Annotated in this window: 24 protein-coding genes and 3 pseudogenes; 13 read left to right on the forward strand and 14 right to left on the reverse strand. The window is 62.0% G+C overall.

Annotated elements, in window-relative coordinates; all coding sequences use genetic code 11:
• Window positions 1-30: 30 nt before the first annotated feature.
• From BKP54_RS04115 to BKP54_RS04130, 4 genes and pseudogenes are all read left to right on the forward strand, one after another.
• The gene (locus BKP54_RS04115; protein ID WP_057208705.1) at window positions 31-858 is read left to right on the forward strand and encodes a class I SAM-dependent methyltransferase; all 828 of its coding nucleotides are present in this window, start codon (window positions 31-33) and stop codon (window positions 856-858) included.
• Window positions 859-969: 111 nt separating this feature from the next.
• Window positions 970-1,838 (forward strand): annotated as a pseudogene (locus BKP54_RS04120) (NAD(P)-dependent oxidoreductase).
• On the forward strand, window positions 1,835-2,557 hold the full coding sequence (locus tag BKP54_RS04125; RefSeq protein ID WP_025427266.1) for a DNA alkylation repair protein: 723 nt from the start codon (window positions 1,835-1,837) through the stop codon (window positions 2,555-2,557). Before BKP54_RS04120 ends, BKP54_RS04125 begins: the two are co-directional and overlap by 4 nt.
• Window positions 2,558-2,811: 254 nt before the next feature.
• Window positions 2,812-3,803: pseudogene (locus tag BKP54_RS04130) on the forward strand (carbon-nitrogen hydrolase family protein).
• A 31-nt stretch (window positions 3,804-3,834) separates the two neighbouring features.
• On the opposite strand, the gene BKP54_RS04135 reads toward BKP54_RS04130, so the two are convergent.
• The 3 genes from BKP54_RS04135 to BKP54_RS04145 form a co-directional block, all read right to left on the reverse strand.
• Window positions 3,835-4,323, reverse strand: a complete 489-nt coding sequence (locus tag BKP54_RS04135) for an Lrp/AsnC family transcriptional regulator (RefSeq protein ID WP_025427268.1) — start codon at window positions 4,321-4,323, stop codon at window positions 3,835-3,837.
• A gap of 64 nt (window positions 4,324-4,387) precedes the next feature.
• Window positions 4,388-5,023, reverse strand: coding sequence for a uracil-DNA glycosylase family protein (locus BKP54_RS04140; protein WP_057208708.1), 636 nt, complete (start codon window positions 5,021-5,023; stop codon window positions 4,388-4,390).
• A complete protein-coding gene (locus BKP54_RS04145) occupies window positions 5,016-5,675 on the reverse strand; it encodes a thermonuclease family protein (protein WP_081788859.1) in 660 nt (219 codons plus the stop codon). Before BKP54_RS04145 ends, BKP54_RS04140 begins: the two co-directional genes overlap by 8 nt.
• 150 nt (window positions 5,676-5,825) lie before the next feature.
• On the opposite strand from BKP54_RS04145, the gene BKP54_RS04150 reads away from it, so the two are divergent.
• Both BKP54_RS04150 and BKP54_RS04155 read left to right on the forward strand, forming a co-directional pair.
• Window positions 5,826-7,361: a HAMP domain-containing sensor histidine kinase gene (locus tag BKP54_RS04150; RefSeq protein WP_025427271.1), complete on the forward strand. Its 1,536-nt coding sequence runs from the start codon at window positions 5,826-5,828 to the stop codon at window positions 7,359-7,361.
• Window positions 7,362-7,364: 3 nt separating this feature from the next.
• Complete coding sequence (locus BKP54_RS04155) at window positions 7,365-7,907, forward strand: GNAT family N-acetyltransferase (protein ID WP_025427272.1); 543 nt, start codon at window positions 7,365-7,367, stop codon at window positions 7,905-7,907.
• Window positions 7,908-8,007: 100 nt separating this feature from the next.
• Here the strand turns inward: BKP54_RS04155 and BKP54_RS04160 are convergent, their stop codons facing one another.
• Entirely contained in the window at window positions 8,008-8,421 is a 414-nt protein-coding gene (locus BKP54_RS04160) for a diacylglycerol kinase (protein ID WP_025427273.1), read from the reverse strand.
• A gap of 225 nt (window positions 8,422-8,646) precedes the next feature.
• Window positions 8,647-9,663, reverse strand: a complete 1,017-nt coding sequence (cobT, locus tag BKP54_RS04165) for a nicotinate-nucleotide--dimethylbenzimidazole phosphoribosyltransferase (RefSeq protein WP_025427274.1) — start codon at window positions 9,661-9,663, stop codon at window positions 8,647-8,649.
• Between the two features lie 151 nt (window positions 9,664-9,814).
• On the opposite strand from cobT, the gene BKP54_RS04170 reads away from it, so the two are divergent.
• The 4 genes from BKP54_RS04170 to BKP54_RS04185 all read left to right on the forward strand — a co-directional run bounded on the left by BKP54_RS04170 (window position 9,815) and on the right by BKP54_RS04185 (window position 12,485).
• On the forward strand, window positions 9,815-10,603 hold the full coding sequence (locus tag BKP54_RS04170) for an adenosylcobinamide-GDP ribazoletransferase (protein ID WP_025427275.1): 789 nt from the start codon (window positions 9,815-9,817) through the stop codon (window positions 10,601-10,603).
• Window positions 10,604-10,768: 165 nt separating this feature from the next.
• Window positions 10,769-10,990: a DUF1289 domain-containing protein gene (locus tag BKP54_RS04175; RefSeq protein WP_025427276.1), complete on the forward strand. Its 222-nt coding sequence runs from the start codon at window positions 10,769-10,771 to the stop codon at window positions 10,988-10,990.
• Window positions 10,987-11,688, forward strand: coding sequence for a TIGR02281 family clan AA aspartic protease (locus BKP54_RS04180; protein ID WP_025427277.1), 702 nt, complete (start codon window positions 10,987-10,989; stop codon window positions 11,686-11,688). Before BKP54_RS04175 ends, BKP54_RS04180 begins: the two co-directional genes overlap by 4 nt.
• Window positions 11,689-11,804: 116 nt before the next feature.
• Window positions 11,805-12,485 carry a hypothetical protein gene (locus BKP54_RS04185; protein ID WP_025427278.1) on the forward strand — a complete coding sequence of 227 codons (681 nt, stop codon included), beginning with the start codon at window positions 11,805-11,807 and terminating at the stop codon, window positions 12,483-12,485.
• 36 nt (window positions 12,486-12,521) lie between these two features.
• Here BKP54_RS04185 and BKP54_RS04190 read toward each other — a convergent pair whose 3' ends face one another.
• The 9 genes from BKP54_RS04190 to BKP54_RS04230 all read right to left on the reverse strand — a co-directional run bounded on the left by BKP54_RS04190 (window position 12,522) and on the right by BKP54_RS04230 (window position 21,315).
• Window positions 12,522-13,283: an ABC transporter permease gene (locus BKP54_RS04190; RefSeq protein ID WP_025427279.1), complete on the reverse strand. Its 762-nt coding sequence runs from the start codon at window positions 13,281-13,283 to the stop codon at window positions 12,522-12,524.
• Window positions 13,280-14,206: an ABC transporter ATP-binding protein gene (locus tag BKP54_RS04195; RefSeq protein ID WP_025427280.1), complete on the reverse strand. Its 927-nt coding sequence runs from the start codon at window positions 14,204-14,206 to the stop codon at window positions 13,280-13,282. The genes BKP54_RS04190 and BKP54_RS04195 overlap by 4 nt, the downstream gene beginning before the upstream one ends.
• Window positions 14,207-14,318: 112 nt before the next feature.
• The gene (locus BKP54_RS04200) at window positions 14,319-14,807 is read right to left on the reverse strand and encodes a YeeE/YedE family protein (protein ID WP_025427281.1); all 489 of its coding nucleotides are present in this window, start codon (window positions 14,805-14,807) and stop codon (window positions 14,319-14,321) included.
• Window positions 14,804-15,211, reverse strand: a complete 408-nt coding sequence (locus tag BKP54_RS04205) for a YeeE/YedE family protein (RefSeq protein WP_025427282.1) — start codon at window positions 15,209-15,211, stop codon at window positions 14,804-14,806. Before BKP54_RS04205 ends, BKP54_RS04200 begins: the two co-directional genes overlap by 4 nt.
• Entirely contained in the window at window positions 15,208-15,540 is a 333-nt protein-coding gene (locus BKP54_RS04210) for a metalloregulator ArsR/SmtB family transcription factor (RefSeq protein WP_025427283.1), read from the reverse strand. Before BKP54_RS04210 ends, BKP54_RS04205 begins: the two co-directional genes overlap by 4 nt.
• Before the next feature lie 301 nt (window positions 15,541-15,841).
• The gene (locus tag BKP54_RS04215) at window positions 15,842-16,663 is read right to left on the reverse strand and encodes a sulfite exporter TauE/SafE family protein (RefSeq protein WP_025427284.1); all 822 of its coding nucleotides are present in this window, start codon (window positions 16,661-16,663) and stop codon (window positions 15,842-15,844) included.
• 245 nt (window positions 16,664-16,908) lie between these two features.
• A complete protein-coding gene (locus BKP54_RS04220; RefSeq protein WP_025427285.1) occupies window positions 16,909-18,162 on the reverse strand; it encodes an extensin family protein in 1,254 nt (417 codons plus the stop codon).
• Window positions 18,163-18,662: 500 nt separating this feature from the next.
• Window positions 18,663-19,214, reverse strand: coding sequence for a Kazal-type serine protease inhibitor domain-containing protein (locus tag BKP54_RS04225; protein ID WP_025427286.1), 552 nt, complete (start codon window positions 19,212-19,214; stop codon window positions 18,663-18,665).
• A 286-nt stretch (window positions 19,215-19,500) separates the two neighbouring features.
• On the reverse strand, window positions 19,501-21,315 hold the full coding sequence (locus BKP54_RS04230; protein WP_057214291.1) for a methyl-accepting chemotaxis protein: 1,815 nt from the start codon (window positions 21,313-21,315) through the stop codon (window positions 19,501-19,503).
• 213 nt (window positions 21,316-21,528) lie between these two features.
• Between BKP54_RS04230 and BKP54_RS04235 the strand changes: the two genes are divergently transcribed.
• The 3 genes and pseudogenes from BKP54_RS04235 to BKP54_RS04245 all read left to right on the forward strand — a co-directional run.
• The gene (locus BKP54_RS04235; RefSeq protein WP_025427288.1) at window positions 21,529-21,915 is read left to right on the forward strand and encodes an acyl-CoA thioesterase; all 387 of its coding nucleotides are present in this window, start codon (window positions 21,529-21,531) and stop codon (window positions 21,913-21,915) included.
• A gap of 11 nt (window positions 21,916-21,926) precedes the next feature.
• Complete coding sequence (locus BKP54_RS04240; RefSeq protein ID WP_025427289.1) at window positions 21,927-22,517, forward strand: hypothetical protein; 591 nt, start codon at window positions 21,927-21,929, stop codon at window positions 22,515-22,517.
• A 190-nt stretch (window positions 22,518-22,707) separates the two neighbouring features.
• Window positions 22,708-23,628 (forward strand): annotated as a pseudogene (locus BKP54_RS04245) (aliphatic sulfonate ABC transporter substrate-binding protein); the annotation flags it as partial.
• Between the last annotated feature and the right edge of the window lie 39 nt (window positions 23,629-23,667).

A 23,667-nucleotide genomic window follows, 5' to 3' on the forward strand; every position in this document is an offset into this window, starting at 1 on the left:
AAAAGCGGCCTTCGGACGTAAGAAGCGCGCATGACCCAGAACACCACGAAAATCGACGAGGAAGCGCTGGCGGAAGCCTACAACCGCGCCCTCACCCTGGAAAAATCCGGCAACTTCGATGCCGCCGCCGATGCCTATGCCGAAGTGCTGGCGCTCGATCCCGAGGATCACGGCGGCGCATCCGTGCGGCTCGCCTCGATGGGGCGCGGCGAAACACCGGTGAAGGCGCCGGACGCCTATGTCGCGACGCTCTTCGATCAGCATGCCGACGTGTTCGACAACGTGCTTGTCGAGCAGCTTGGCTACTGCGTGCCGCTGCTCGTGCGCCAGCGCCTGCAGGCGCTCGAACTCGGTCCTTTCAACCGCGTGCTCGACCTTGGCTGTGGCACGGGCCTGACCGGCGGCGCCCTGCGCGACATGGCCGAAGACATCACCGGCATCGACCTCTCCGAAAACATGGTTGAGATCGCCCACGAGAAGGAGCTCTACGACACCCTCTACGTCGCCGAAGCGGTGGACTTTCTCGACGACAACGACGACGAACCCTTCGACCTGATCGTCGCAACCGACGTTCTGCCCTATATGGGCGCGCTCGAGGCATTGTTCTTCGGCGCCGTCGACAATCTCGTACCCGGCGGCCTGTTCATCTTTTCGAGCGAAACGTTGCCGGCCGAGATCTTCGCCGGTCGCCCCTTCATGGTCGGCGCGCACCAGCGCTTTGCCCATGCCGAGACCTATCTGCGCGAACGCCTGACGGCGACCGGTTTCGAAGTGATCGAAGTCGGCGACATCACCGTACGCATGGAAGAAGGCGAGCCGATCGCCGGCCACCTCGTGATCGCCCGCTTCAAACCTTAAGCAGAAAACAAAAGCTTGCGAGGGAACAGGCGTCCGCCTGTTCCCTCGCCCCTTTCGCGCACCCGCGCCATCGGCTAAACCTCACCCAGAGCAATCGGGAGTGTTTTGGAAATGGCAAAGGTCGCATTCATCGGTCTCGGCGTGATGGGTTACCCCATGGCCGGCCACCTTAGGGTACGTGGCGGACACGAACTGACGGTCTATAACCGCACCTTCGCCAAGGCCGAGAAGTGGGCCGCCGAGTTCGGCGGACGTGCAGTCAAGACGCCGGCGGAAGCGGCCGATGGCGCCGATTTCGTCTTCGCCTGCGTCGGCAACGACGACGACCTGCGCTCGGTCACCACAGGCAAGGACGGCGCCTTCGAAACGCTGGCGGCTGACGCCATCTTCATTGATAACACCACGGCCTCGGCCGAAGTCGCCCGTGAACTTTACGAGGCGGCCCAGGCCCGTGGCGCCCATTTCGTCGATGCGCCCGTGTCCGGCGGTCAGGCCGCGCCGAGAACGGCGCGCTGACGGTGATGTGCGGCGGTGACGAGCCTGCCTTCGAGCGCGCCAAGCCGGTGATCGACGCCTTTGCCCGCATGGTCGGCTTGATGGGACCGGCCGGCGCCGGCCAGATCACCAAGATGATCAACCAGATCTGCATTGCCGGTCTCGTCCAGGGCCTCGCCGAAGGCATTCACTTCGGCAAGAAGGCCGGTCTCGACATCGAGAAAGTCATCGACGTCATCTCCAAGGGCGCTGCAGGCTCCTGGCAGATGGAAAACCGCCACAAGACGATGAATGCCGGCAAATATGATTTCGGCTTTGCCGTCGACTGGATGCGCAAGGATCTCGACATCGTGCTGACGGAAGCGCGCCGCAACGGCGCCAAGCTGCCGGTGACCGCCCTCGTCGACCAGTTTTATGGCGACGTGCAGGCCATGGGCGGAAACCGCTGGGATACGTCTTCGCTGCTCGCTCGGCTGGAAAAATGAGCCTTTCGCCGACCTCGGGCGCCGGCGACATCATCGAGCACTTGCGGACGCTGCGTTCGCAGGAGAACCTCGCCGGCATGGCACGGTTCGGCATCGTCACCGAGACGGCGCTTGGGCTCTCGAATGTCGAGCTCCACCGGATCACGCGGCTGGTGAAGGTCAACCATGCCCGCGCGCTCGAACTATGGCAGTCCGGCATCCGCGAGGCACGTATTCTCGCCGCCTTCACCGCCGACCCGAAGACGTTGACGCTCGATGATGCAAGGCTCTGGGCCGATGATTGCAATTCCTGGGAGGTCGTCGACACCATCGCCGACGTCTTCGTGGCTGCGCGCTTCGAACAGGTCCTGATCCCGGAGTTCGCGGCGGACACCCGAGAATTCGTTCGCCGCATCGCATTCGCGATGATCGCGACCGCCGCGGTGCATCTGAAGAAGGAGCCGGATGCAAGCCTTCTTGCCTGGCTGCCGCTGATCGAGCGCCACGCCAAAGATGAACGCAACTTCGTCAAGAAGGCGGTCAACTGGGCGCTGCGCCAGATCGGCAAGCGCAACGCCGCCTGTCATGGTCCTGCACTGGCACTTGCCCAAAAACTCGCAGGCAGCACCGATCGCACAGCAAGGTGGATCGGCAAGGACGCCCTGCGTGAACTGAGCAGCGACAAGGTATTGGCGAGGCTCGGTGTCGTCGGCGCCAGCACGGATCGCGCTCAATCCTAGATCGGATCGCCCAACACAAGACGGCTGCTTTGTCGGGCGCAAACCGAACGATCCGGGTCTTCTCAAGAGCTTGACGAATCAAAACGGCAACGCCATCCTTCCCTTGGCGTGACCTTCGCCTAACCTCCCAAGGCCTTCCTCAGCATGGTCTTAAACGGAGGCAAAGGGACTTCTGTCTCGGGCTATTGTCTTGGTCCGATCGTTTCGGACGTGGTTGCTGGGGAACTGACGTCCGCGACGTGAAAGGCCCGACAATGACAAAAAATGGAAATCTCAAGCGCCGCGTCCGTGCTCGCGCAGCCAAAACGGGCGAGTCCTATACATCAGCTCTCAGACACGTTCGGCAAACATCCCCTGATCATCCCGGCGCCAAATCGGTGCGTTTGGCTGTCGCGCAAACGTCGCTCTTCGACGACCCCCACGACATTTCAGGCCTTCGTGCCAGCGGAATGGAAATGCGACGCCTCATGCGGGAAGCACGCGAGACCGGCGCGCGCCTAATACATTTCCCCGAGGGAGCAACGTGCGCGCCCAACAAGCGCATCATGTCTGAAACCGGTCCCAGAGAGATCGGCCCATCCGATTGGAGCAGGTTCGAATGGACGGTTTTGCGTGAGGAGCTAAGCGTAACCAGCCAGCTAGCGAGAGAACTCAAGCTGTGGACGGTATTTGGCTCGGTCCATCAACTCACGCCACCACATTGCCCGCATAACAGCCTTTATGTCGTTTCCGATCACGGAGAACTGGTGACGCGCTACGACGAGCGCATGCTGTCGAACACGAAGATCTCGTTCATGTACGCGCCAGGGAAAATCCCGGTGACATTTGAGGTTGATGGCGTCCGCTTCGGATGCGCACTGGGTATGGAAACGCATTATCCCGAAATCTTCCGAGAATATGAAGGGCTGGACGTCGATTGCGTCCTCTTCTCAACGACAGGCGAAGTCCCTTCCGCTGCGCCGGCTTTCGCGGCTGAGGTGCTGGGCCATGCCGCGAGCAACGCATTTTGGGTCAGCTATTCCGCCCATGCGCGCCAAAGTGTAGTCGTTCCCTCGGGAATAGCCGCGCCCGACGCTCAATGGGCCGCGCAATCTTCGTCAGACGGCACCCCCGCAATCGCTATCGCGGATATCAATCCCAATCCGGAGCATCCTGCACGGCTATGGAGACGAACGGCCGGGCCGATCTTTACATGCCGCATCAGATCCACAGTGATCCAAGGAGCGACGGCCGCAACACATTCTAAGCGGCGTTCTCCGCCGCCCGTTTACCAAGCCTCAATCCTCGCTGGATTTCGCCTGATCGATCATCATGTAGTCGAGCGGAAGCTCGGTCGTGTACTTGATCTGCTCCATCGCGAAAGCTGAGGAGACGTCACGGATCTCGATCTTGGCGATCAGCCGCTTGTAGAAGGCGTCATAGGCGGCGATATCGGGAACGACAACCCGCAGCAGGTAGTCGACGTCGCCGCTCATGCGGTAGAACTCGACGACTTCGGGGAATTCGCCGACCACTTCCGAGAAGCGCCGGAGCCATTCGATCGAATGCGTGTTGGTGCGGATCGACACGAACACCGTAACCTTGGTGTTGATCTTCACCGGATCGAGCAGCGCCACACGGCGGCGGATGACGCCGTCCTCTTCCATCTTCTGGATGCGCCGCCAGCAAGGTGTGGTCGACAGGCCCACCTTCTTGGCGAGGTCAGCAACAGCCAGCGTGGAATCCTCCTGCAACAGGCGCAGGATTTTGCGGTCTAGACGATCCATGATGTCCCTCTCGAATTATTTTTCTTTCTATAGCGTGAAATCGACAAAGATAAAGAATATTTTTTCAGACAATCAACAGACCGACGCGCTCGCGCAGGAACGGCAAAACCTCCGCTTCGAACCACGGATTGCGCTTCAGCCAGCCGGTATTGCGCCAGCTCGGATGCGGCAATGGCAGGATCGCAGGCATGGCGTTGCGCATGGCGTAACGACGCCAGCCGACGACGGTCGCGGTCATTGATTTCGGACAGTCCGGCCCGATATGCCAGCGCTGCGCATAGTGACCGATGGCCAGCACCAGCTCCACCTGCGGCATCGCCGCCATCACGCTCGTGCGCCAATAAGGCGCGCATTCCCGCCGCGGCGGCAGATCGCTGCCATGGGCATCGTAGCCGGGGAAACAGAACCCCATAGGCACGATCGCCAGCTTGTCCCTGTCGTAAAACGTCTCGCGATCGACAGCGAGCCATTGCCGCAGCCGGTCGCCGGAGGCGTCGTTGAAGGGCAATCCGCTTTCATGCACCCGCAGGCCCGGTGCTTGACCCGCGATCAGCACCCGCGCGGAGCTGGAAATGACCGCAACCGGTCGCGGCTCGTGCGGCAGCCGGTCTTCCGCCCCGCGCGCCGGCTGGTCGCGACAGATACGGCAGGCGGCGATAGCGGCGCGAAGTGCTGCGAGATCATCCCGTTCCTCACCCATCGCCGATCCTCGCAAACAGCGCCGATAGGTGGTCGAACAGCCAAAGCCGGATCGCCTCAAGCCAACCGTCAACCACATGCGGCGCCTCTTCCGCATGGCGGTTGCTGCGGCGCCAGGCCTGCGGCCGGGTGAACTCGCCGGCCCAAAGCCCGACCCTCTGCCTTTCGGCCGTTGCCTCCTCCTTCTGATAGCGGCCGTAGCTCACGGCATAGCCGGTCGCCACCATCTGGCGCCCGACGTCTCGCCCATTGGTCTCGCAGGTGCCGAGATCGCGGCCATATTTGTCGCGTCCATGCAGGCGACACAGCGTCGTGCCGCCCGAGACCATTGCCTTCAACCGCTTGCGGGCATCCGCCCCACAGTCCCACTCCGCTCCATCGCGTCTGCAGGTCTGGCCGATCTCGGGCGCATCGATGCCTTCTAGGCGTATGCGCCGGCCGTCAAGGCGCAGGCTGTCGCCATCGCTCGCGGTCGCAAACCCCGAGAGTTCTCCTGTCACGGTCCGCTCTGGCGGCGGCAGTTGCGAGGCGACATAGGCGCCGGCGCAGAGCAGCAGGAAAATGACCCAACCGCCGATGGTCCCGATGTGCCCGGCAGGCGCGCCCTTTCCGCCTCCGCCCGTGAACCGATATCTCGATCTGCCCGATCTCAACTTGTCCGCATCCCCTTGTTTTTCGGTGTCTCAAGGCGATCGCCAAACACGATCGCGCCACAATGGTTGTCGAATCCTTCACCTGAGGCAGCAACTTCTTAAGGATTGCTGTCTAGACTGCAACCAGCTGTAACCTTTGCATATATGAGCATGAGTATCGCCGTCAGCACCTCGACAGATAAGATCATCGTCGACAAGTCGCGAAGCCATCGAAACAAGGCTGTTTCGAAGACGGTACGCGCGACGCGCGAACGGCTGCAAACCGGTTCGTCCGCCCCTTCCGGCTTTGAACGCGAAATGCTCAATCTCTATATCGGGTCCGCCTTGCATGGCGCCATTGCCGTGCCGTTGCTGGTTGCGCTCATCACTGCGGTCGGCATCTACCTTTCTGGCAATCTGAGCATCGTCGTCTGGGCCGTGATGACGCTTTCGACTCACGCCGTCACCGTCTTCCTGGCGCGAAAGGCGCGCAAGGAGGACATCGCCGCCGATAAGGTGCCGGTGTGGCGCCGCCGCTTCCTGATCGGCCAGCTGCTGATGGGCCTTTGCTGGGCGACGTTCGTCACGCAGGACTGCGCAACCTGCGGCGATATCCGCTATGGCCTGTTCGAAGGCGCCGGCCTGTTGATCGCGCTTGCTGCCACCGCGATGGGCACCTTCCTGCTGCGCAATGCCCTGCTCTACACGTTCGTACCTGTCGTCGCCGCTCTCGCCTTTTCCTCGCTGACCACGGCCGATCCGGTTCACGTCGGTCTCACCGGCGTGATCTCGCTGTCTCTGCTGTTCCTCGTCTTCATGACCGACCGCATGAACCGCGCCAATGTGCACATTCTGTCGATGCAATCGGAGAAGGACGACCTGATTGCCGAGCTCGAAGTGGCAAAATCGATGTCGGACGAAGCCCGTCGGCGCGCCGAGGAAGCGAACCTTGCCAAGTCGCGGTTCCTCGCCTCGATGTCGCACGAGCTGCGCACGCCGCTCAACGCCATTCTCGGCTTCTCCGAGGTCATGTCGACCGAAGTTCTCGGGCCGCTCAACAACCCGACCTACAAGGAATATACCAGCGACATCCACCGCTCGGGCGAACATCTCCTGAACCTGATCAACGAGATCCTCGATCTGTCGCGTATCGAGGCCGGCCGCTACGACCTCAACGAAGAGGCCGTCAGCCTGGTCGATATCGCCGACGATTGCATCGGCATGGTCCAGCTTCGCGCCCGCGCCAAGACGATTGCCATCCACGCGCAGTTCGAGCAGGGCATGCCTGCCGTCTGGGTCGACGAAAAGGCCATGCGCCAGGTGATCCTCAACCTGCTGTCGAATGCGGTGAAGTTCACCAGTTCCGGCGGGGAAGTCACCGTCAAGGTCGGCTGGACGGCCGGCGGCGGTCAATATCTCTCGATCAAGGACAATGGCCCGGGCATTCCCGATGAGGAGATCCCGATCGTGCTTTCGGCCTTCGGTCAGGGTTCCATCGCCATCAAGAGCGCCGAACAGGGCACTGGCCTCGGCCTGCCGATCGTGCAGGCGATCCTAGCCAAGCACAATGGCGAGTTCATCCTGCGCTCCAAGCTGCGCGAAGGCACCGAAGCCATCGCCATCCTGCCGGCCCGCCGCGTGCTCGAAAGCCTGCCCGCGGTCGAGGATGTGCCCGCCCCTGCCCGCCGCCGCAAAAGCTTCGCTTGATCCATGCAGATTGAGACACAACGCCTGCGGCTCCGGCCCTGGCAGGAGCGCGACGTCTCGCCTTTTGCGGTCATCAATGCCGATCCTGAAGTCCGGCGCTACTACTATCCCGCCATCCTGACACCTGAAGAAACCGCGGGCGTCATCGCAGAGTGTGATGCCCACTTGCGCCAACACGGCTTTGCCTTCATCGCACTGGAGCGCAACACGGATGCGGCCCTCATCGGCGGGCTCGGCCTTTCCATTGCCGGTAACGAAATTCCTGATGGTCCGCATGTCGAGATCGGCTGGATCCTCGGAAGGCCCTACTGGGGCAACGGCTATGCGCTGGAGGCGGCCTGCGCTTGCATGCAATATGCCTGGACGACGCTCGGACTTGCCGAAGTCATCGGCTACACCTCGCAGATCAACCATCCCTCACGGGCATTGATGGAAAAGCTGGGAATGCGGACCGATCCGGCTGAGGATTTCGACGACGTCACGGTGCCCGAAGGCAATCCGCTGCGGCCGCACGTGCTTTATCGGATCAGTCCGGCTGACCGATGAGCATTCCTTGGAAAAATGCGACGCGTTTTCCGCAATGAAATGTTGAAAAAGGAGATCGAGCGTTTCTACGAGTCCGTGGAAACCGGAAACGCTCTCGTGCTCAGCTCATGAAGCCGACGAAGATCACCACGTAGCCGGCATAGACGGCGTTGGCGACGATGAGGCAGAGGCAGGCGAAGGAGCCGAGGTCCTTGGCATTCTTGCCCATCTCCGAGATTTCCGGCGAGACGCGATCGACGATCTCTTCGATCGCCGTGTTGATCGCCTCGAACGCCATCATCAGCAGGAACAGGATCGCCATGGCGACATACTGGAAGAAGGTGGCGCCGGCGATGGCGAACGCGACCATCGCCACCGCGAAGGCGATCAGCTCGTGCCGGAACGCCGCCTCGCCGATCAGCCGTTTGGCGCCGCCCAGCGAATAGCTGGCGGCAGCGAACAGATGGCGGATCCCGGTCTGCTTTTCGACGGGGCCGGTCTGGCCGCGGCGGGGCGTGGTGTTGTTGGCGTCCATTTCATCTCGACTGGCTATAAACTGCGCTGCTTCGACATCGTCATTGAGGCGAATGCAAGGCGGTCTCGGTTGCAGAGACGCCGGCAGGTGGCTGCGGCGTGCATCTGCGCCTCTGGATAGGCGAGAAGAATGCGGCCAGCAAGGCCCGACACGCGTAGCGAAGCAGCGACGACAGCCAATCGACAGCAAACGCGGGCCTTTGCTCAAAGGCCCGCCGTTTCTTCGTCAGTTCTTGTTGCTGACGCCGGCCTGCGCAAACGTCGCCATGCCGCCGTGGCAGGCGGCAGCCGCCTTGACGATGCCGGCGGCAAGGGCTGCACCCGTGCCCTCGCCAAGCCGCATGCCGAGCGCCAGCAGCGGCGTCTTGCCGAGCTTCTCGATCGCCCGCATATGCCCGGGCTCGCCGGAGACGTGGCCGATCAGGCAATGGTCGAGCGCCGAAGGATTGGCAGCCTTGAGGATGGCGCCAGCGGCCGTCGCGACGTAACCGTCGATGATGACAGGCACCTGCTGCATGCGGGCTGCCAGGATGGCGCCGGCCATGGCCGCGATCTCACGGCCGCCGAGGCGGCGCATCAACTCGAGCGGGTCGGACAGATGGTTGCGGTGCAGCGCGACTGCCTTTTCGACGGCGGCGATCTTGCGCTTCAGCACCTCTCCTTCCGAACCGGTGCCCGGACCGACCCAGTCTTCGGCAGAACCGCCGTAAAGGCCGAGATTGATCGCCGCGGCGATGGTCGTGTTGCCGATGCCCATCTCGCCGATGCACAAGAGGTCGGTACCGCCGGCGACAGCCTCCATGCCGAAGGCCATCGTTGCCGCGCAGTCGCGCTCGGAAAGTGCTGCCTCCTCGGTGATATCACCGGTCGGATAGTCGAGCGCCAGATCGAAGACCTTCAGGCCGAGATCGTGGCTGACGCAGATCTGATTGATCGCGGCACCGCCTGCGGCAAAGTTCTCGACCATCTGTGCCGTCACCGACGAGGGAAATGGCGTCACGCCCTGGCGGGTGACGCCGTGGTTGCCGGCGAAGATCGCGACGAGCGGCCGGTTGACCGCCGGCGGCTTGCCCGTCCAGGCGGCGAGCCAGAAGGCGATCTCCTCGAGCCGCCCGAGCGCGCCCGGCGGCTTCGTCAGTTGCGCATCGCGATCGCGCGCGGCAACCAGCGCGGCCGAATTCGGGCCTGGCAGGTTGCGCAACAATTCGCGGAAATCATCAAACGGCAGGCCGCTGGCGCTCATGGAGAAGAATCCTTGCATTTCGTGAAGTTCAATCCACGCTCCTCATAGAGGGCGAGGAAATTTCGGGCAACGACATTTGCGCCAATCCGCGTCGCCGGAGCATGATCCGCCGAACGCGCGGCGATTCGGCGCACCGGAATTTGGAGGGGCCATGACCTATCTTCGCGACTTTTGTGACGATGTGGCGCGCTCGGTCGCCTTCCTCAGCCGCATCCACATGCCGCAACGCCATTTCGTTGACTATGACGGCCGGCTCAATCGCGCCGTTCGCGCCTTTCCGCTGGCGGGCATGCTGATCGCCCTGCCCGCAGCCGCGGTCGCCTCCTTGCTGATTGCGCTTCAGGTCAGCTCCCTCTTCACCGCTTTCGTGGTCGTCGCGGTGCAGGCGCTCATCACCGGCTGCCTGCACGAGGACGGGCTCGGCGACACCGCCGATGGTTTCGGCGGCGGGCGAGACCGGGAGGCGGCGCTGGTGATCATGAAGGACAGCCGCATCGGCTCCTATGGCGCCGTGGCGCTGATCCTTTCCTTCGGCCTTCGCGTGTCGGCGCTTGCATCCTTCCTGCCGCTGTTCACGCCGACTGGCGCAGGCCTCATGATCCTCGGTGCCGCCGCCCTCAGCCGTGCGGCCATGGTCTGGCACTGGTCACGGCTGCCGCCGGCACGCCGCGACGGGGTTGCCGCCTCGGCCGGCGAACCGGACCCGGCAGCGACATCCTTCGCGCTTACCTCGGGCGTGCTCGCCGCCATGCTGCTCTTCTATTTCGCCAAGGCCCCGGCCCTTGCCCTCATCCTCTCGCTCGTCGCTTTCATCGCAACCGTTGCCGCCTTCGGCCGTCTGGCCACCCGCAAGATCGGCGGCCACACCGGCGACACCATCGGCGCTACCCAGCAACTGACGGAGATCGCTGTTCTCAGCGCCCTTGCGCTGACAGTTTGAAACGCCGATATAATCATTCGAAACAACGCTACAGTGCCGCACGTCTTGTCAGACGTGCAAAGGTCGCTGTAGCACTTTGAAATGCTGCATGTTTCCCCAAACCGGATGGGATTTGAGGAACATGCAGTCCCATTCGCCGCAACCCGGGACCGTCAGTTCAGGACCATGGAATCTCCCTGCATTCTCGTCTGTTCTATCGATGAAAAGACCGGCTACTGTTTCGGCTGCGGTCGCACACGAAACGAGATCGGCGCCTGGACGCTCTACACCGATGCCGACAGACACGCGATCATGCTGGCGCTCCCGGCAAGGCTTGAAACAATGGTGCGAAAGCCCCGGCGCGAAACGCGCCGCGCGCGCATGGCCAGGGAACGCGGCGACGCATGACACGTCTTTTGATCCTGCTCTCGATCCTTGCGATCGGCCTCCTGCTGCTGATCGTCAATCACGACGTCGGCCGCACCTTCGGACTGGCAAATGACGATTTCGGCCAGCTCGTTTCACTCGGCGCAATTGCCACGCTCTTGAGTGCCGGCATCTGGCAAAGCCGCCGCCGCTTTGGCGAAGGCGCCCGACAGGCTGCGATCTGGCTGCTCATCGTGCTGGCGCTCGTCTCGGCCTATGTCTACCGCTTCGAGTTTCAGGGCTTCGGCAACCGGGTGCTCTCCGGTCTGATGCCGGGCCGCGCGACTGTGATCACCGACAGCGAGGGTCGTCAGGAAGTGGTGCTGCAGAAGATGATCAACGGTCATTTCGAGACCAATGCCGCGGTCAACGGCAAGGAAATCAACATGCTGGTCGATACCGGCGCCAGCAGCATTGCGCTGACCTATGAAGATGCTGAGCGTATCGGTCTCGATCCGGCGAATCTGAGCTACACGATGACGGTCATGACCGCCAATGGGCAGGCGATGGCCGCACCCGTATTGCTTTCCGAGGTCGCGATCGGCCCGATCGTGCGCAACGACATCCGTGCGACGGTCGCCGCTGAAGGCAAGCTCGACCAGAGCCTGCTCGGCATGACCTTCCTCTCGACGCTCGACTTCCTGCAGATGCGCACCGACGAGCTTCGACTGCGCGATTGATCGGGCATTTGCGGCGAACGCGTCTTCGTGCATGTTGGCGAGATCCGGCCTGCGCCTATCGCCATCGCAAAACCGCCGATTATTTTTGCACGACAGACGTCAAGGAGAAGCGCCTCATGGATTTCATGCGATTGCTGAAGTCGATCGAAGAGCTTCTCTATGAACTCGTGTCATGGCTGCTGTTCTATCCGCTGACGATGTGGCGCACACTGCGGCAACCGCAGGCGATGATGCGCTATGCTGATGTGGAGCTGACGGACGATGTGTCCGAGCAATATACCGAGACGCTGAGCCCGCCACTCTTTCTGCTGATCACGCTGCTGCTCGCCCACGGCGTCGAACTCGGGCTTGTCAACCAGACGACGCCTTGGGCACCGCCGCCGCTGCTTGCAAGCCATTCCAATCTGTTGATGTTTCGCGCCGTCGCCTTCAGCATTCTGCCGCTGCTGATGGCAGTCAAGTTGCTGCACCGCAAGGGCGTGCGGCTGACCAGACACACGCTGAGGGCGCCCTTCTACAGCCAATGTTACATCACGGCGCCGTTCGCGCTTGCACTCAGCATCGGTACGCTGCTCTCCCGAGCGGAAAACCAGAAGGCGCTTGCCGCAGGCCTCGCCTTCATCCTTGTCGCGTTCGTCTGGTACGTGATCGTCGAAACGCGCTGGTTCAAGTCCGACCTCGGTCTGTCGACATCACAGGCGGCCCTGCGCGTCGTGTGGACTTTGTTTCAAGCGCTGATCGCTATTTTCCTGGTTGGCGCCGCTATCGTCTTCGGCACAGGCGCAACGCCCGCCTGATATCGGCTGGCGCCCGCAGGTTTTGGCTCTCCGCCGTCAGTTCCGCAGCCGGTAGCCGGTGCGGAAGATCCAAGCGAGAACCGACAGGCAGATCGTCAGGAACACCAGGATGATCGCGGCGCTGAAGACTGGGTTGACGTCGGACACTTCAAAGAAGCTCCAACGGAAACCGCTGATGAGATAGAGCACCGGGTTGAAGTGGCTGACCGCCTGCCAGAACGGCGGCAGCATGTCGATCGAGTAGAAGCTGCCGCCCAGGAACACCAGCGGCGGAATGACCAGCATCGGGATCAGGTTCAACTGCTCGAAGTCCTTGGCCCAGATACCGATGATGAAGCCGAACAGGCTGAACGACACGGCTGTCAGCACGAAGAAGAACACCATCGCGATGGGATGGGCGATCGAAAGATCGACGAACAGCGAAGCCGTCAACAGGATGATCGTGCCGATCATCAACCCCTTGGTCGCCGCCGCGCCGACATAGCCGAGCACGATCTCGATCATCGAGACCGGCGAGGACAGCACCTCGTAGATCGTGCCGGTGAACTTCGGAAAATAGATGCCGAACGAGCCGTTGCCGATGCACTGCGTCAGAAGCGTCAGCATGATCAGGCCCGGCGTGATGAAGGCGCCATAGGAGACGCCGTTGATCTCCTGGATGCGCGCGCCGATCGCCGCGCCGAAGACGATGAAGTAGAGCGAGGTGGAAATGACCGGCGACACCACGCTCTGCAACAGGGTGCGCCGCGTGCGCGCCATCTCGAAGAAATAGATCGACTTGATCGCTTCGATGTTCATCGTCCTGCTCCCACGATCTCGACGAAAATATCCTCCAGCGAGCTCTGCCGCGTGGAAATATCCTTGAGGCGCACGCCGGCCTCGGCAAGAGCCGCCAGCAGCGAGGTTATGCCGGTGCGGTCGGCGCTGGTGTCATAATCGTAGATCAGACAATGACCATCACCCTCAAGCATCAGGTTGTAGCCCGAGAGCGTTTCGGGCACGGCTTCCAGCGGATGCGACAGGTCGACCCGCAACTGCTTGCGCCCAAGCTTCGACATCAGCGCCGTCTTGTCCTCGACCAGCAGAATCTCGCCGCCGTTGATCACCCCGATGCGGTCGGCGATCTCTTCTGCCTCTTCGATGTAGTGCGTCGTCAGGATGATCGTCACGCCCGAGGCGCGCAGCCGCTCGACGACTTCCCACATGCTCTTGCGCAGGCTGACGTCGACGCCGGCCGTCGGCTCGTCGAGGAAGAGCACGCGCGGTTCATGCGACAGCGCCTTGGCGATCAGCACACGACGCTTCATGCCGCCGGAAAGCTCGCGCAGCATGTTGTCCTTCTTGTCCCACAGCGACAGATCCTTCAGCACCTTTTCGATATGGGCCGGGTTCGGCTTCTTGCCGTGCAGGCCGCGCGAAAAGGTGACGGTGTTCCAGACGGTCTCGAAGGCGTCCGTCGTCAGTTCCTGCGGCACCAGACCGATCATCGACCGCGTCTCGCGAAAATCGCGCACGACGTCATGGCCGTTGACCGTCACGGTACCACCACTCGGGTTGACGATGCCGCAGATGATCGAGATCAGCGTGGTCTTGCCCGCCCCGTTCGGACCAAGCAGGGCCAGGATCTCGCCCTGCTCGATATCGAGGCTAACGCCTTTCAGCGCCTTGAAGCCCGAGGCATAGGTCTTCGAAAGATTGGAAACGGAAACGATTGGTGCCATGAAGCTGATCCGGAATGCGGGGGGCGAAGTCGGCAGGTCACGCCTATATGGGCCGTTTCATCACGATTTGCAGCCCGCGCCCCGCAAAAAACAAGGTGACAGAGCGTCAACATCAGGACAATCGGCCGCTTTCCATTCCGATCGGACCTCGGCCCTCACCTTGCTGACGCGATCCCACCCGCGGCAACCGGTCGTGCAGCACCATGCCGGCAAGCATGGCGACCACGAAGAGTGCCGTCGCCGGCAACCCGAGCGACAGCGATGCCAGCGCGGGGCCAGGACATAGGCCGACAAGGCCCCAGCCGACACCGAAGATCGCCGAGCCTATGATCAAGCGACGGTCGATCACGCGGTTCGAAGGCAGATGAAAGGCATCGTCGAGCAGCGGGCGCCGCATGCGCCGGGTCAAGAGAACGCCAAGCGCCGAGACGGCGACAGCGCCTCCGAGCACGAAGGCAAGGCTCGGGTTCCAGTCGCGCGTGACGTCGAGAAAGCCGCGAACGCGGGCCGGATCCAACATGCCGGAGAGCGACAGGCCGATACCGAAGATCACGCCGGAGGCAAGCGTTGCCAACAGGCGCGGGAAGGCGCTGCCGTTCATTGGACGAAACCTTGGAGATAGACGGTGACGACGGCAGCGATCATGAAGGTCGCAACCGCTGCAATCGACCGGCGGGAAAGCCGGGCGAGACCGACGACACCATGTCCGCTGGTGCAGCCTGAACCCATGCGCGAGCCAAAGCCGACAAGCAACCCGCCGACCACCAGCAACGGCCAGGAGGAGGTGACGGTGACGGTTGGCCAGATGCCGGAGAAAAGACGGTAGATCACCGGGCCAGCCAGCAGGCCAAGAACGAAGACGATGCCGGTCGAGGCCTGCACACCCTGCAGCAGCCTGCCGGCAATTCCGCTGACACCGGCCACACGTCCGTTTGCCACCATCAGTATTGCCGCCGAAAGCCCGATCAGCAGGCCTCCGGCAAGCGCATTCCAGTACTCATTCATTTTTTCGCGCCTTCGCGACAGAAGATTTGACAAAGCGTGCCCACGAGCCGGGCGACCTTATCATGGCTCAGGCGATAGAAAACCTGCTTGGCCTGCCGCCGCGTCGAAACGACGCCGGCTTCCCGCAGCACAGTCAGTTGCTGTGAGAGCGTCGGCTGTCGGATTCCGAGCAATTCCTCAAGTGCCGCCACCGAATGCTCCCCTTCGAGAAGCGTCGTCACGATCAGCAGTCTGTTGCGATTGGCAAGCGTGCGCAGGATCTTCGAAACTTCTGTGGCATGCGCGGTCATGTCGGCGCGCACGCCGGGAAATCGCATCACAGTTCCCATGCCGTCCTCCCGTCGTATCAAGGAGTGAGTAGAACCCTAAAACAATGCGTCCGGGACAAGCCCGGATTCTATCCATGATTGTTATATGAAGTAATATAATATCATATTACTTATACGCAAGCCAGACGACACACAAACGCGTTACCGACCCACTTCGGCCCGCACCGATCCTCACAGAGAAAATAATACCGCAAATTCAGCTTGTTACAATTGCGCACCACGGGAGAACGACGCGCCAAAGTTGGGTCGATTCCTGAAATCAACCATGAGGAAGCGCTAAAACCTACGGTATAAAAACGGCTTAACCGTACAGGCTGTAGAAAAAACGGGCTGCAATCAGAATCATGAAAATGCCGAATCCGACCTCGAGCTGCCGGCGGTTCATGGCGTGAGCGGCGCGCACGCCGAGTGGCGCAACCAGCAGGGTGATCGGTATGATCAGGCCAACGGCGATCCAGTTGATGAAGCCGGTCGAAAACGGCGGCAGGCCCGGCATGCCCCACCCGGCCCAGACGTAGCCGAACAGACCAGGGATAGAGATCAACACACCGACGCCCGCAGACGTCGCGACCGCCTGGTGAATCGGGCGGTTATAGAGCGTCATGAAGGTGTTGTTGAGAACGCCGCCACCGATGCCCATCAGCCCCGAGAGGATGCCGATCGCCACGCCGACCAGCCATTTCACCGGATTGGCCGGCAGGTCGGATCCAAGCCGCCAGCTCGCGCGGTTGAGCAGCATGCGAAAGGCGACGGCAAGCGCGATCACCGCAAAGATCAGCCGAAGCGTTCCGCTGCTGATAGAAGCCGCGATGACCGACGCAAGGATCGCGCCAAGCGGCACGGCAATGGTCCAGTTTCGCAACAGCGCCATGTCGACGACGCCGCGTTTGTAGTGCGACAGGAAGGACCGCACCGAGGTCGGCACGATGATGGCAAGCGACGTCCCGACCGAAAGATGCATGCGAACCGCATCGTCGATGCCGAGCAGCCCAAAGACCTGGTAAAAGACGGGAACGAGGATCGCTCCGCCGCCAATGCCAAAGAGACCGGCAAGCAGCCCTGCGACCACGCCGGCGGCGGCCAGCGCCAGGGCAAACATCATCAGTTCCGAAACCGGCGGCACGGCGTGCTCCATCGTAATAGTGGGAATCCGGCGAACGAACGCAACATTGCCGCCGACGCGGCAGTTCTGTCACAAAACGGTGATGCTTTTCAATCAGTTTGGCGTGGCACGCGGCACGCCCGCCACGTGATTTGCACGCATCACTTGATCTCCGGAGCCTCCCCCTTTCTCCGGATACAGGCCGGCACCACCTCCGCCGGCCTCTTTTTTTGCCGGCTCACGATAGGCGCGATGCTGACGGATGCTCAATCACAGTGACGATAACCGGTCTTGCGCGTCCGCAGGTCGAAGTGGAAATGATCCTTGTGAAAGGGATCGCTGCCGGGGCCGAGAACCGTATTGAAGTATTTGCAGCTGTCGGTGCGAACGGCCTTCAAAAGCCCCTTCTCGCGAAAGGCGAAGAAGCCCTTCTTGCGCACGTCGATTTCCTTGCCGTTCTTCAGCACGAACTTGCCGACATCGATGGCGTTGCCATGCGCATGCTCGGACATCGGGTTGCCCCGGCGCGAGTTCATGGTGCGGCAGGAGTAGCCGCCGAGCGGCTTGATCGTCTTGACGCCGGACCAGTAGCGATAGCGCGACGATGGCGCCAGCTCGTATTTCACCCACTTCGCGAAGGCTTCGGTCACTTCGCAGTTGAGCTTGACGGCGGGCTTGACGTCGATGCCGCCCGACAGACCGCCGAGTTCGATCGGATAGTCGATGCCGCAGGAAGGGCCGTTGCTGATGCGCGGGATATCGCGGAACTCGACGCCGAGCTTGCGCAGCCGCTGGCGGCAGGCGACTTCAGAGCGAGGCATCTGGCCGGTGTATTGTGATTCCGGCTCCGCCATCGGATTGCGGGTGCGCGGCAGCATCGCCACCTGCTGCGGCTCCTGAGCGCGCTGCATCGCCTTTTGCCGCTCGAAGGCACGGATACGCTCAGCCTCTTCGGCTGCAATCTGTTCTTCCGTCAGCGGTGGCAGATCCGGGTCGCCGCCAAGGCTCGCCTGCGCCTCGTTCAAGGTCTGCGGCGGACTGCCAAGTTGGCGGACATTGTCCTCGCCGATACCACCGACGACAGGCTGGCTGGCATTGCCCTCGGCGATCTCGTTGCTCTGCTCCTCCGCCAGCCCGACCACCGGCTCCACGCCAAGCATCTGATCCATGTTGACGCCTTCGGACGGAATGGCGGTCGAACCAGTGTTGACCTGCTGGGCGCCCGAACGCGCCGCCTCCTCGCTGTCGATCATCGGCAAGGCGCGGCGTTTCTGCTGATGCGTCGAGGCAGGCATTGTTGTGCCGCCGCTGTTGCTGAAAGTCGAAACCGGCTCTCCGGAAGGATAGGCGGCTACCTCCTGCTCGGGCACGGCATCGACAGGAACGGGCCTGATCGCACCAACGCGTTCGCCGCCGTCGATACGGGCCGAGGGCGTCAATACATCGGTCGTGCAGGCGACAAGAGAGAGCGACAGCGCGAGCGCCGCCAACGGACGATGGAGTGAGGAAACATACGCCATACCGATTTGCCGCCTTCATCCAGCGTATGCGCCCGAAAATCGGCATCGATTTTCGAAGAAGCCCATACGTGCGCACCCACCCGAAATCAAAACGGTGCAGGCCGCCTGTGTCGCAAACCGGGCACGCCGCCGAAAAAGCCCGATTTGGAACCTATTTTATGCAAACACGGTAAATGAAGCCTTGCGAGGCACACCCAACATCAAGCAGGTCGGCAGTCGAAATCGTGTCGGGCTTACAGCGCCGCGCTGACGCGCAAAGGACGCTGTAACGCATGAAACCTGCGGCATGATTTTCTCCGCGGCGACGCCGGCATCAGCGATACCGATGGCATGCCGACGCAAAAAGGCCCGCGCAGATTGCTCGACGCGGGCCTTTGTTCTTACAGCTTACAGCGCCGCGCGTCTTATTAGACGCGCAAAGGTCGCTGTAGCACTTTGAATTGCTGCATGTTTTTATCCTTAAATCGAATACGATTTGAGGAAACATGCAGTAGGCGTGCTTAGCGGCACTCACCGGGGTGTACGACCCGGAAGCCGGCGCCGCCCGCTTCGCAGGAATTCGGGAAGGTCTGAACTCTGCTGCCGCGTTGACCGCAGACCGGTGCGTATTCGCGGGTGCAGAACTGGCCCTGCGGCGGACGGTCGTCGTCGCGGCGGCATTCGCCTGGCGAAACCACCCGGAAGCCATCGGCCCGCGCCATGCAGGCATTCGAGAACGTCTGCTGCTGGCGACCGCGCTGGCCGCACACCGGAGCATATTCACGCGTGCAGGCCTGCGGCTGCGGCTCCGGCGGACGGTAATCCGGGCGGCACTCGCCGCGGTGGATTACGTTGAAGCCGTCGGCCCGCGCCTGGCACGAATTCGAGAAGGTACGCGTGCGGTTGCCCCGCGCCCCGCAGACCGGCGCATATTCCATCGTGCACATCGGCGGACGGATCGGCCCCGGACCGGGCCTCGGCTCGTCAACCACGACGGTACACGCGGACAGAAATCCGAATGCCAACAGAATTGCCGCCCCCGGCCGCGTAAAAAGAAGTCTGAGAAGCGCCATCAATATCCCTCTAACACCGGCAGACAGGCGACCCGGCGCCATGCCGCGTCATTCCACCTCCCGTTCAGCCGTATCTATCTCCGCACACGGATTGGTCAAGCCCGCTCCCGCTTCGACAAACCAATGGTTGAACTGCTCGGTCGTCAACGAACGGGAGCAAGCCGAACCCGCCTCACACCGCACTCAAATTTCAGCTTGATCGGCGCGTGCCGCATACAGTCCGAAATGCAGAAAGGCCCGCGTGCTGCCGCACACAGGCCCTTCATTGATCACGCTGGCGTCGTGCTCAGGCAGCGCGACCGTAAGCGGTCTGCCTTGCTGTTTCCCGCAACCGGAACTTGGTCAGCAGCATCTTCAGTTCGCGGCTCTCGGCTGCGAGCGTCTGGCTTGCTGCCGTCGTCTCCTCCACCATGGCGGCGTTCTGCTGGGTCATCTGGTCCATGCTGTTGACGGCGGTATTGACCTCCGCCAGGCCGGTCGCCTGTTCGCGGGCTGCCGTTGCAATCAAGGCGACCTGTTCGTTGACGCGGTTGACCAGCGCTTCGATCTCCGTCAGCGCATCGCCGGTCGAGCGCACGAGCTCGACGCCGGCGCCAACTTCGCGCACCGATGTTCCGATCAGTGCCTTGATCTCCTTGGCGGCACCGGCAGAACGTTGCGCCAGTTCGCGCACTTCCTGCGCAACCACGGCAAAGCCACGGCCGGCTTCGCCTGCCCGCGCCGCTTCGACGCCGGCGTTCAGCGCCAGAAGGTTGGTCTGGAAGGCGATCTCGTCGATCACGCCGATGATCTGGCTGATCCGGCTCGATGAGGTCTCGATCCGCCCCATGGCGTCGATGGCATTGCGCACGATGCCGCCGGATTTCGCAGCACTCGCCCTGGTCTCATCGACCATGTTGCGCGCTTCGTTGGCCCGGTCGGAGGAATGACGCACCGTCGACGTAATCTCGTCGAGGGCAGCTGCCGTCTCTTCCAGTGCCGCCGCCTGCTGTTCGGTACGGCGCGACAGGTTGTTGGCCGCCTCCGAAATGTCTCCAGCGCTGGCGGTGACGATCTCGGTCGAATGCGAGATTGAACCGATGACATCGCGCAGAGCAGCAACGGCCGTGTTGAAGTCCTGCCTCAGCTTGCCGTACTCAGGGGCGATATCGCCAATTTCAGCCGTCAGGTCACCGCTTGCCAGCAGTTCGAGGGCGGCACCGACTGTCTCCATCGCATCGGCCTGTGCGTCGGCCGTTGCCCGCTGGCGCTGCTCATTGCCGCGCCGCTCGGACGCCAGCCTGTCCTGTTGCTCGGCCTCGCGGAAGCGCAGCTCCAGTCGCTCGCGCACCGAGTCGCGCAGCACGACGAGAACCTTGGCCATCTGGCCGATCTCGTCTCCGCGGTCGGTTTCCGGCACTTCGGATGACAGGTCCTCATCGGCAATCGACCGCATCGAGGCCTTCAGCTTTTCGACCGGCTTGACGACGCTGCGCACGATCGCCAGCGCCGCCATCACGATCGCCAGCGCCGCGGCGAGAAGAATGCCGGCCACCTGCCACGCGCGTTCACGGAACATGGCGGTGAGGTCGTCGGAATAGACGCCGGTGCCGACCACCCAGCCCCAGGGCCTGAAGCCGGCGAGGTGCGAATACTTCAGCACAGGCTCGTCGGCGCCCGGCTTCGGCCAGTAGTAGTCGACGAAGCCCTGCCCGCTCTTTTCCACCGTCTTCACAAATTCGACAAAGAGGTGCTTGCCATTGGGATCCTTGTTGGCGGAAAGATCCCTGCCATCCAGTTCCGGCTTGATCGGATGCATGATCATCGTCGGATGCATGTCGTTGATCCAGAAGTAACCGCTGCCCTGGTAGCGCATCGCCTTGATCGCTTCGAGGGCGCGCTTCTGCGCGTCTTCGCGCGACAGCGTGCCGGCCACTTCCTGTTTGTGGTAGGCGTCGAACACCGCAATGGCGTTCTCGTTCATTGCCGACAGCATCGCCTTGCGTTCGCCCACGAGCTTGTCCTGCGCCTGAAGCAGACCGAAGGTCAGCGCCGCCGCCATGGTCAAAAGTGCGAACGCGACGAGCGCGTAGAGCCGCACCGAAATCCTGAATCGTTTCATCCCCAGTCCCCTGCCTCCAGTAGAAGCGTGCAGGATAGGGACCGCGCTTTGCAAAGCCCCTAACAAACGATCCCTAATTTTTACAATTCTGAATTATCACCTTCGAAAGGAATGGCGTTCGCCATCATGGACTAACGCGATTTGTCGCCCGCCGCTCTTCCCTGACGAAGCAACCATGCGCTACATCTTTCCCGACACAGGGAGACAGGCCGCATGACCGCAGACAACAAACCGACCGGCGAACTGACCTTGCGCACGCTCGCAATGCCTGCCGACGCCAATGCCGCCGGCGATATTTTCGGCGGCTGGGTCATGGCGCAGATGGACCTTTCCTGCGGCATTCGCGCCGCCGAGCGGGCCCGTGGCCGCGTGGTGACGGCAGCGGTGAAGGAAATGGCCTTCGCGCTACCGATCAAGATCGGCGATACGCTCTGCATCTACACCGATGTCGTCAAGGTCGGACGCACATCGATGACGCTCAAGGTCGAGGCCTGGGCGCAGCGCTATCTCTCGCATCTGATGGAAAAGGTGACCGACGCGATCTTCGTCATGGTCGCGCTCGACGAAAATGGCAAGCCGAAGGCGGTACCGGAGGAATAGGAGGAGCGTTCATGGATCCGACCCTACCTGATCCGGCGATTTTCTCGCATATCCGCGTCGTCATGGGCATGGTCGTCAGTCTCAGCCTTGCGAGACTGCTGAGCGGGCTTGCCCTCTTCGTGCAGCATCCGGGAAAGACCGGGGTCTACTGGATCCACCTCGGCTGGGTCCTGTTCATGTTCGTCTTTCTCGTGCACTTCTGGTGGTGGGAATTCCACCTCCATGCCCTGCCTGTGCTTGACGTCACCGTCTATCTCTTTCTCATCCTCTATTGCTGCGTCTTCTTCTTTCTTTGCGTGCTCTTGTTTCCGACGACACTGGAGGATTACAGCGACTACGAGCATTACTTCATGTCGCGGCGAAGCTGGTTCTTTGCGTTTCTGGCACTCGCCTTTGCCGTCGACCTCGTCGACACCGCGCTCAAGGGCAAGGCCTATTTCACGTCCTACGGACTGGAATACCCGATCCGCAACGTGACCTACATTGTGCTCTGCCTGATCGCCGCCTGGACGCCGAACCGGCGTTTCCATGCCGCGTTCCTCATCGGCGCCGTCACCTATCAGCTTGTCTGGATGTACCGCGCCTTCGACCTCTTGGATTGAACACCGCCAAGGCTGTTCTTGACCACCACAATGACGTTATTCCCGAGCTGCCTCTCCTGCCGCAAAAGCGTTCCGCAAAATGCGCCGACAACAAAACAAACAAACTCCATAAATTTTATATTCTTCTCTTACACTGATCCCAGTTCACCGGACGGCGCCCTAGGCCCGCCAGCAAACAGGAGCGGGACAGATGTTCAAACTGACCAGACGGCTTTTCGGCACCGGCCTCTTCACCGCCGCAGTACTGGCCTCCTTCGGCGTCATGGCCGAAGAGCTGAAGGAATTCCGCATCGGCTTCCAAAAGACCGGCCTGCCTGTTGTCGCCCAGCAGCAGAAGGTTATCGAGAAAGCGCTGGAGCCGAAAGGCATCGCCGTTTCCTGGGTGGAGTTCACCGCCGGGCCACCGCTGGTCGAAGCGTTGAACGTCGGTTCCATCGATGTCGGCTGGACCGGCGACGCACCGCCGATCTTCGGCCAGGCCGCCGGCTCGGCGATCGTCTATGCCGCTGCACTTCCGTCGAACGGCAAGGGCGAAGCGATCTTCGTCAAGCCGGGCTCGCCGATCCAGACGCTCGCGGATCTCAAGGGCAAGAAGATCGGTGTCGGCAAGGGCACCAGCGCCCACAATCTGGTGGTCGCTGCTCTGGAGAAGGCAGGCATCGGCTTCGGCGACGTTACCCCTGTTTATCTGAGCCCCGCCGATGCGGCGGCCGCCTTCGCCAGCGACAAGATCGATGCCTGGGCTGTCTGGGATCCATTCTTCGCCATCGCCGAAACGCGCTACAAGCCACGCATTCTGACGACGTCGGCCGAGACCTTGAAGGTCAACACCTATTTCCTCGCCAACCGCGACTTCGCTGCCAACCATGCAGACGCCGTCACCACCACGATTGCAGCGCTGAAGGAGGCCTCCGTCTGGGCCGACGCCAACCGCGACAAGGTGGCGGCCGCCTTGCATGAGGTGACCGGCGTGCCGCTTGAGGCACAGACGATCGCGGCGAACCGCAGCGTCTTTTCGATCGGGCCGATCACCGACGATATCGTCGCCGGCCAGCAGCAGACCGCCGATCGCTTCTTCAAGCTCGGGCTCATCCCCAAGCAGATCACCATTCCGATGCTGTCTGGACGCGCCGGGCAACTGATCCCTCTC

The organism is Ensifer sp. 1H6, from assembly GCF_001976035.1.
Lineage (GTDB): Bacteria > Pseudomonadota > Alphaproteobacteria > Rhizobiales > Rhizobiaceae > Ensifer > Ensifer canadensis.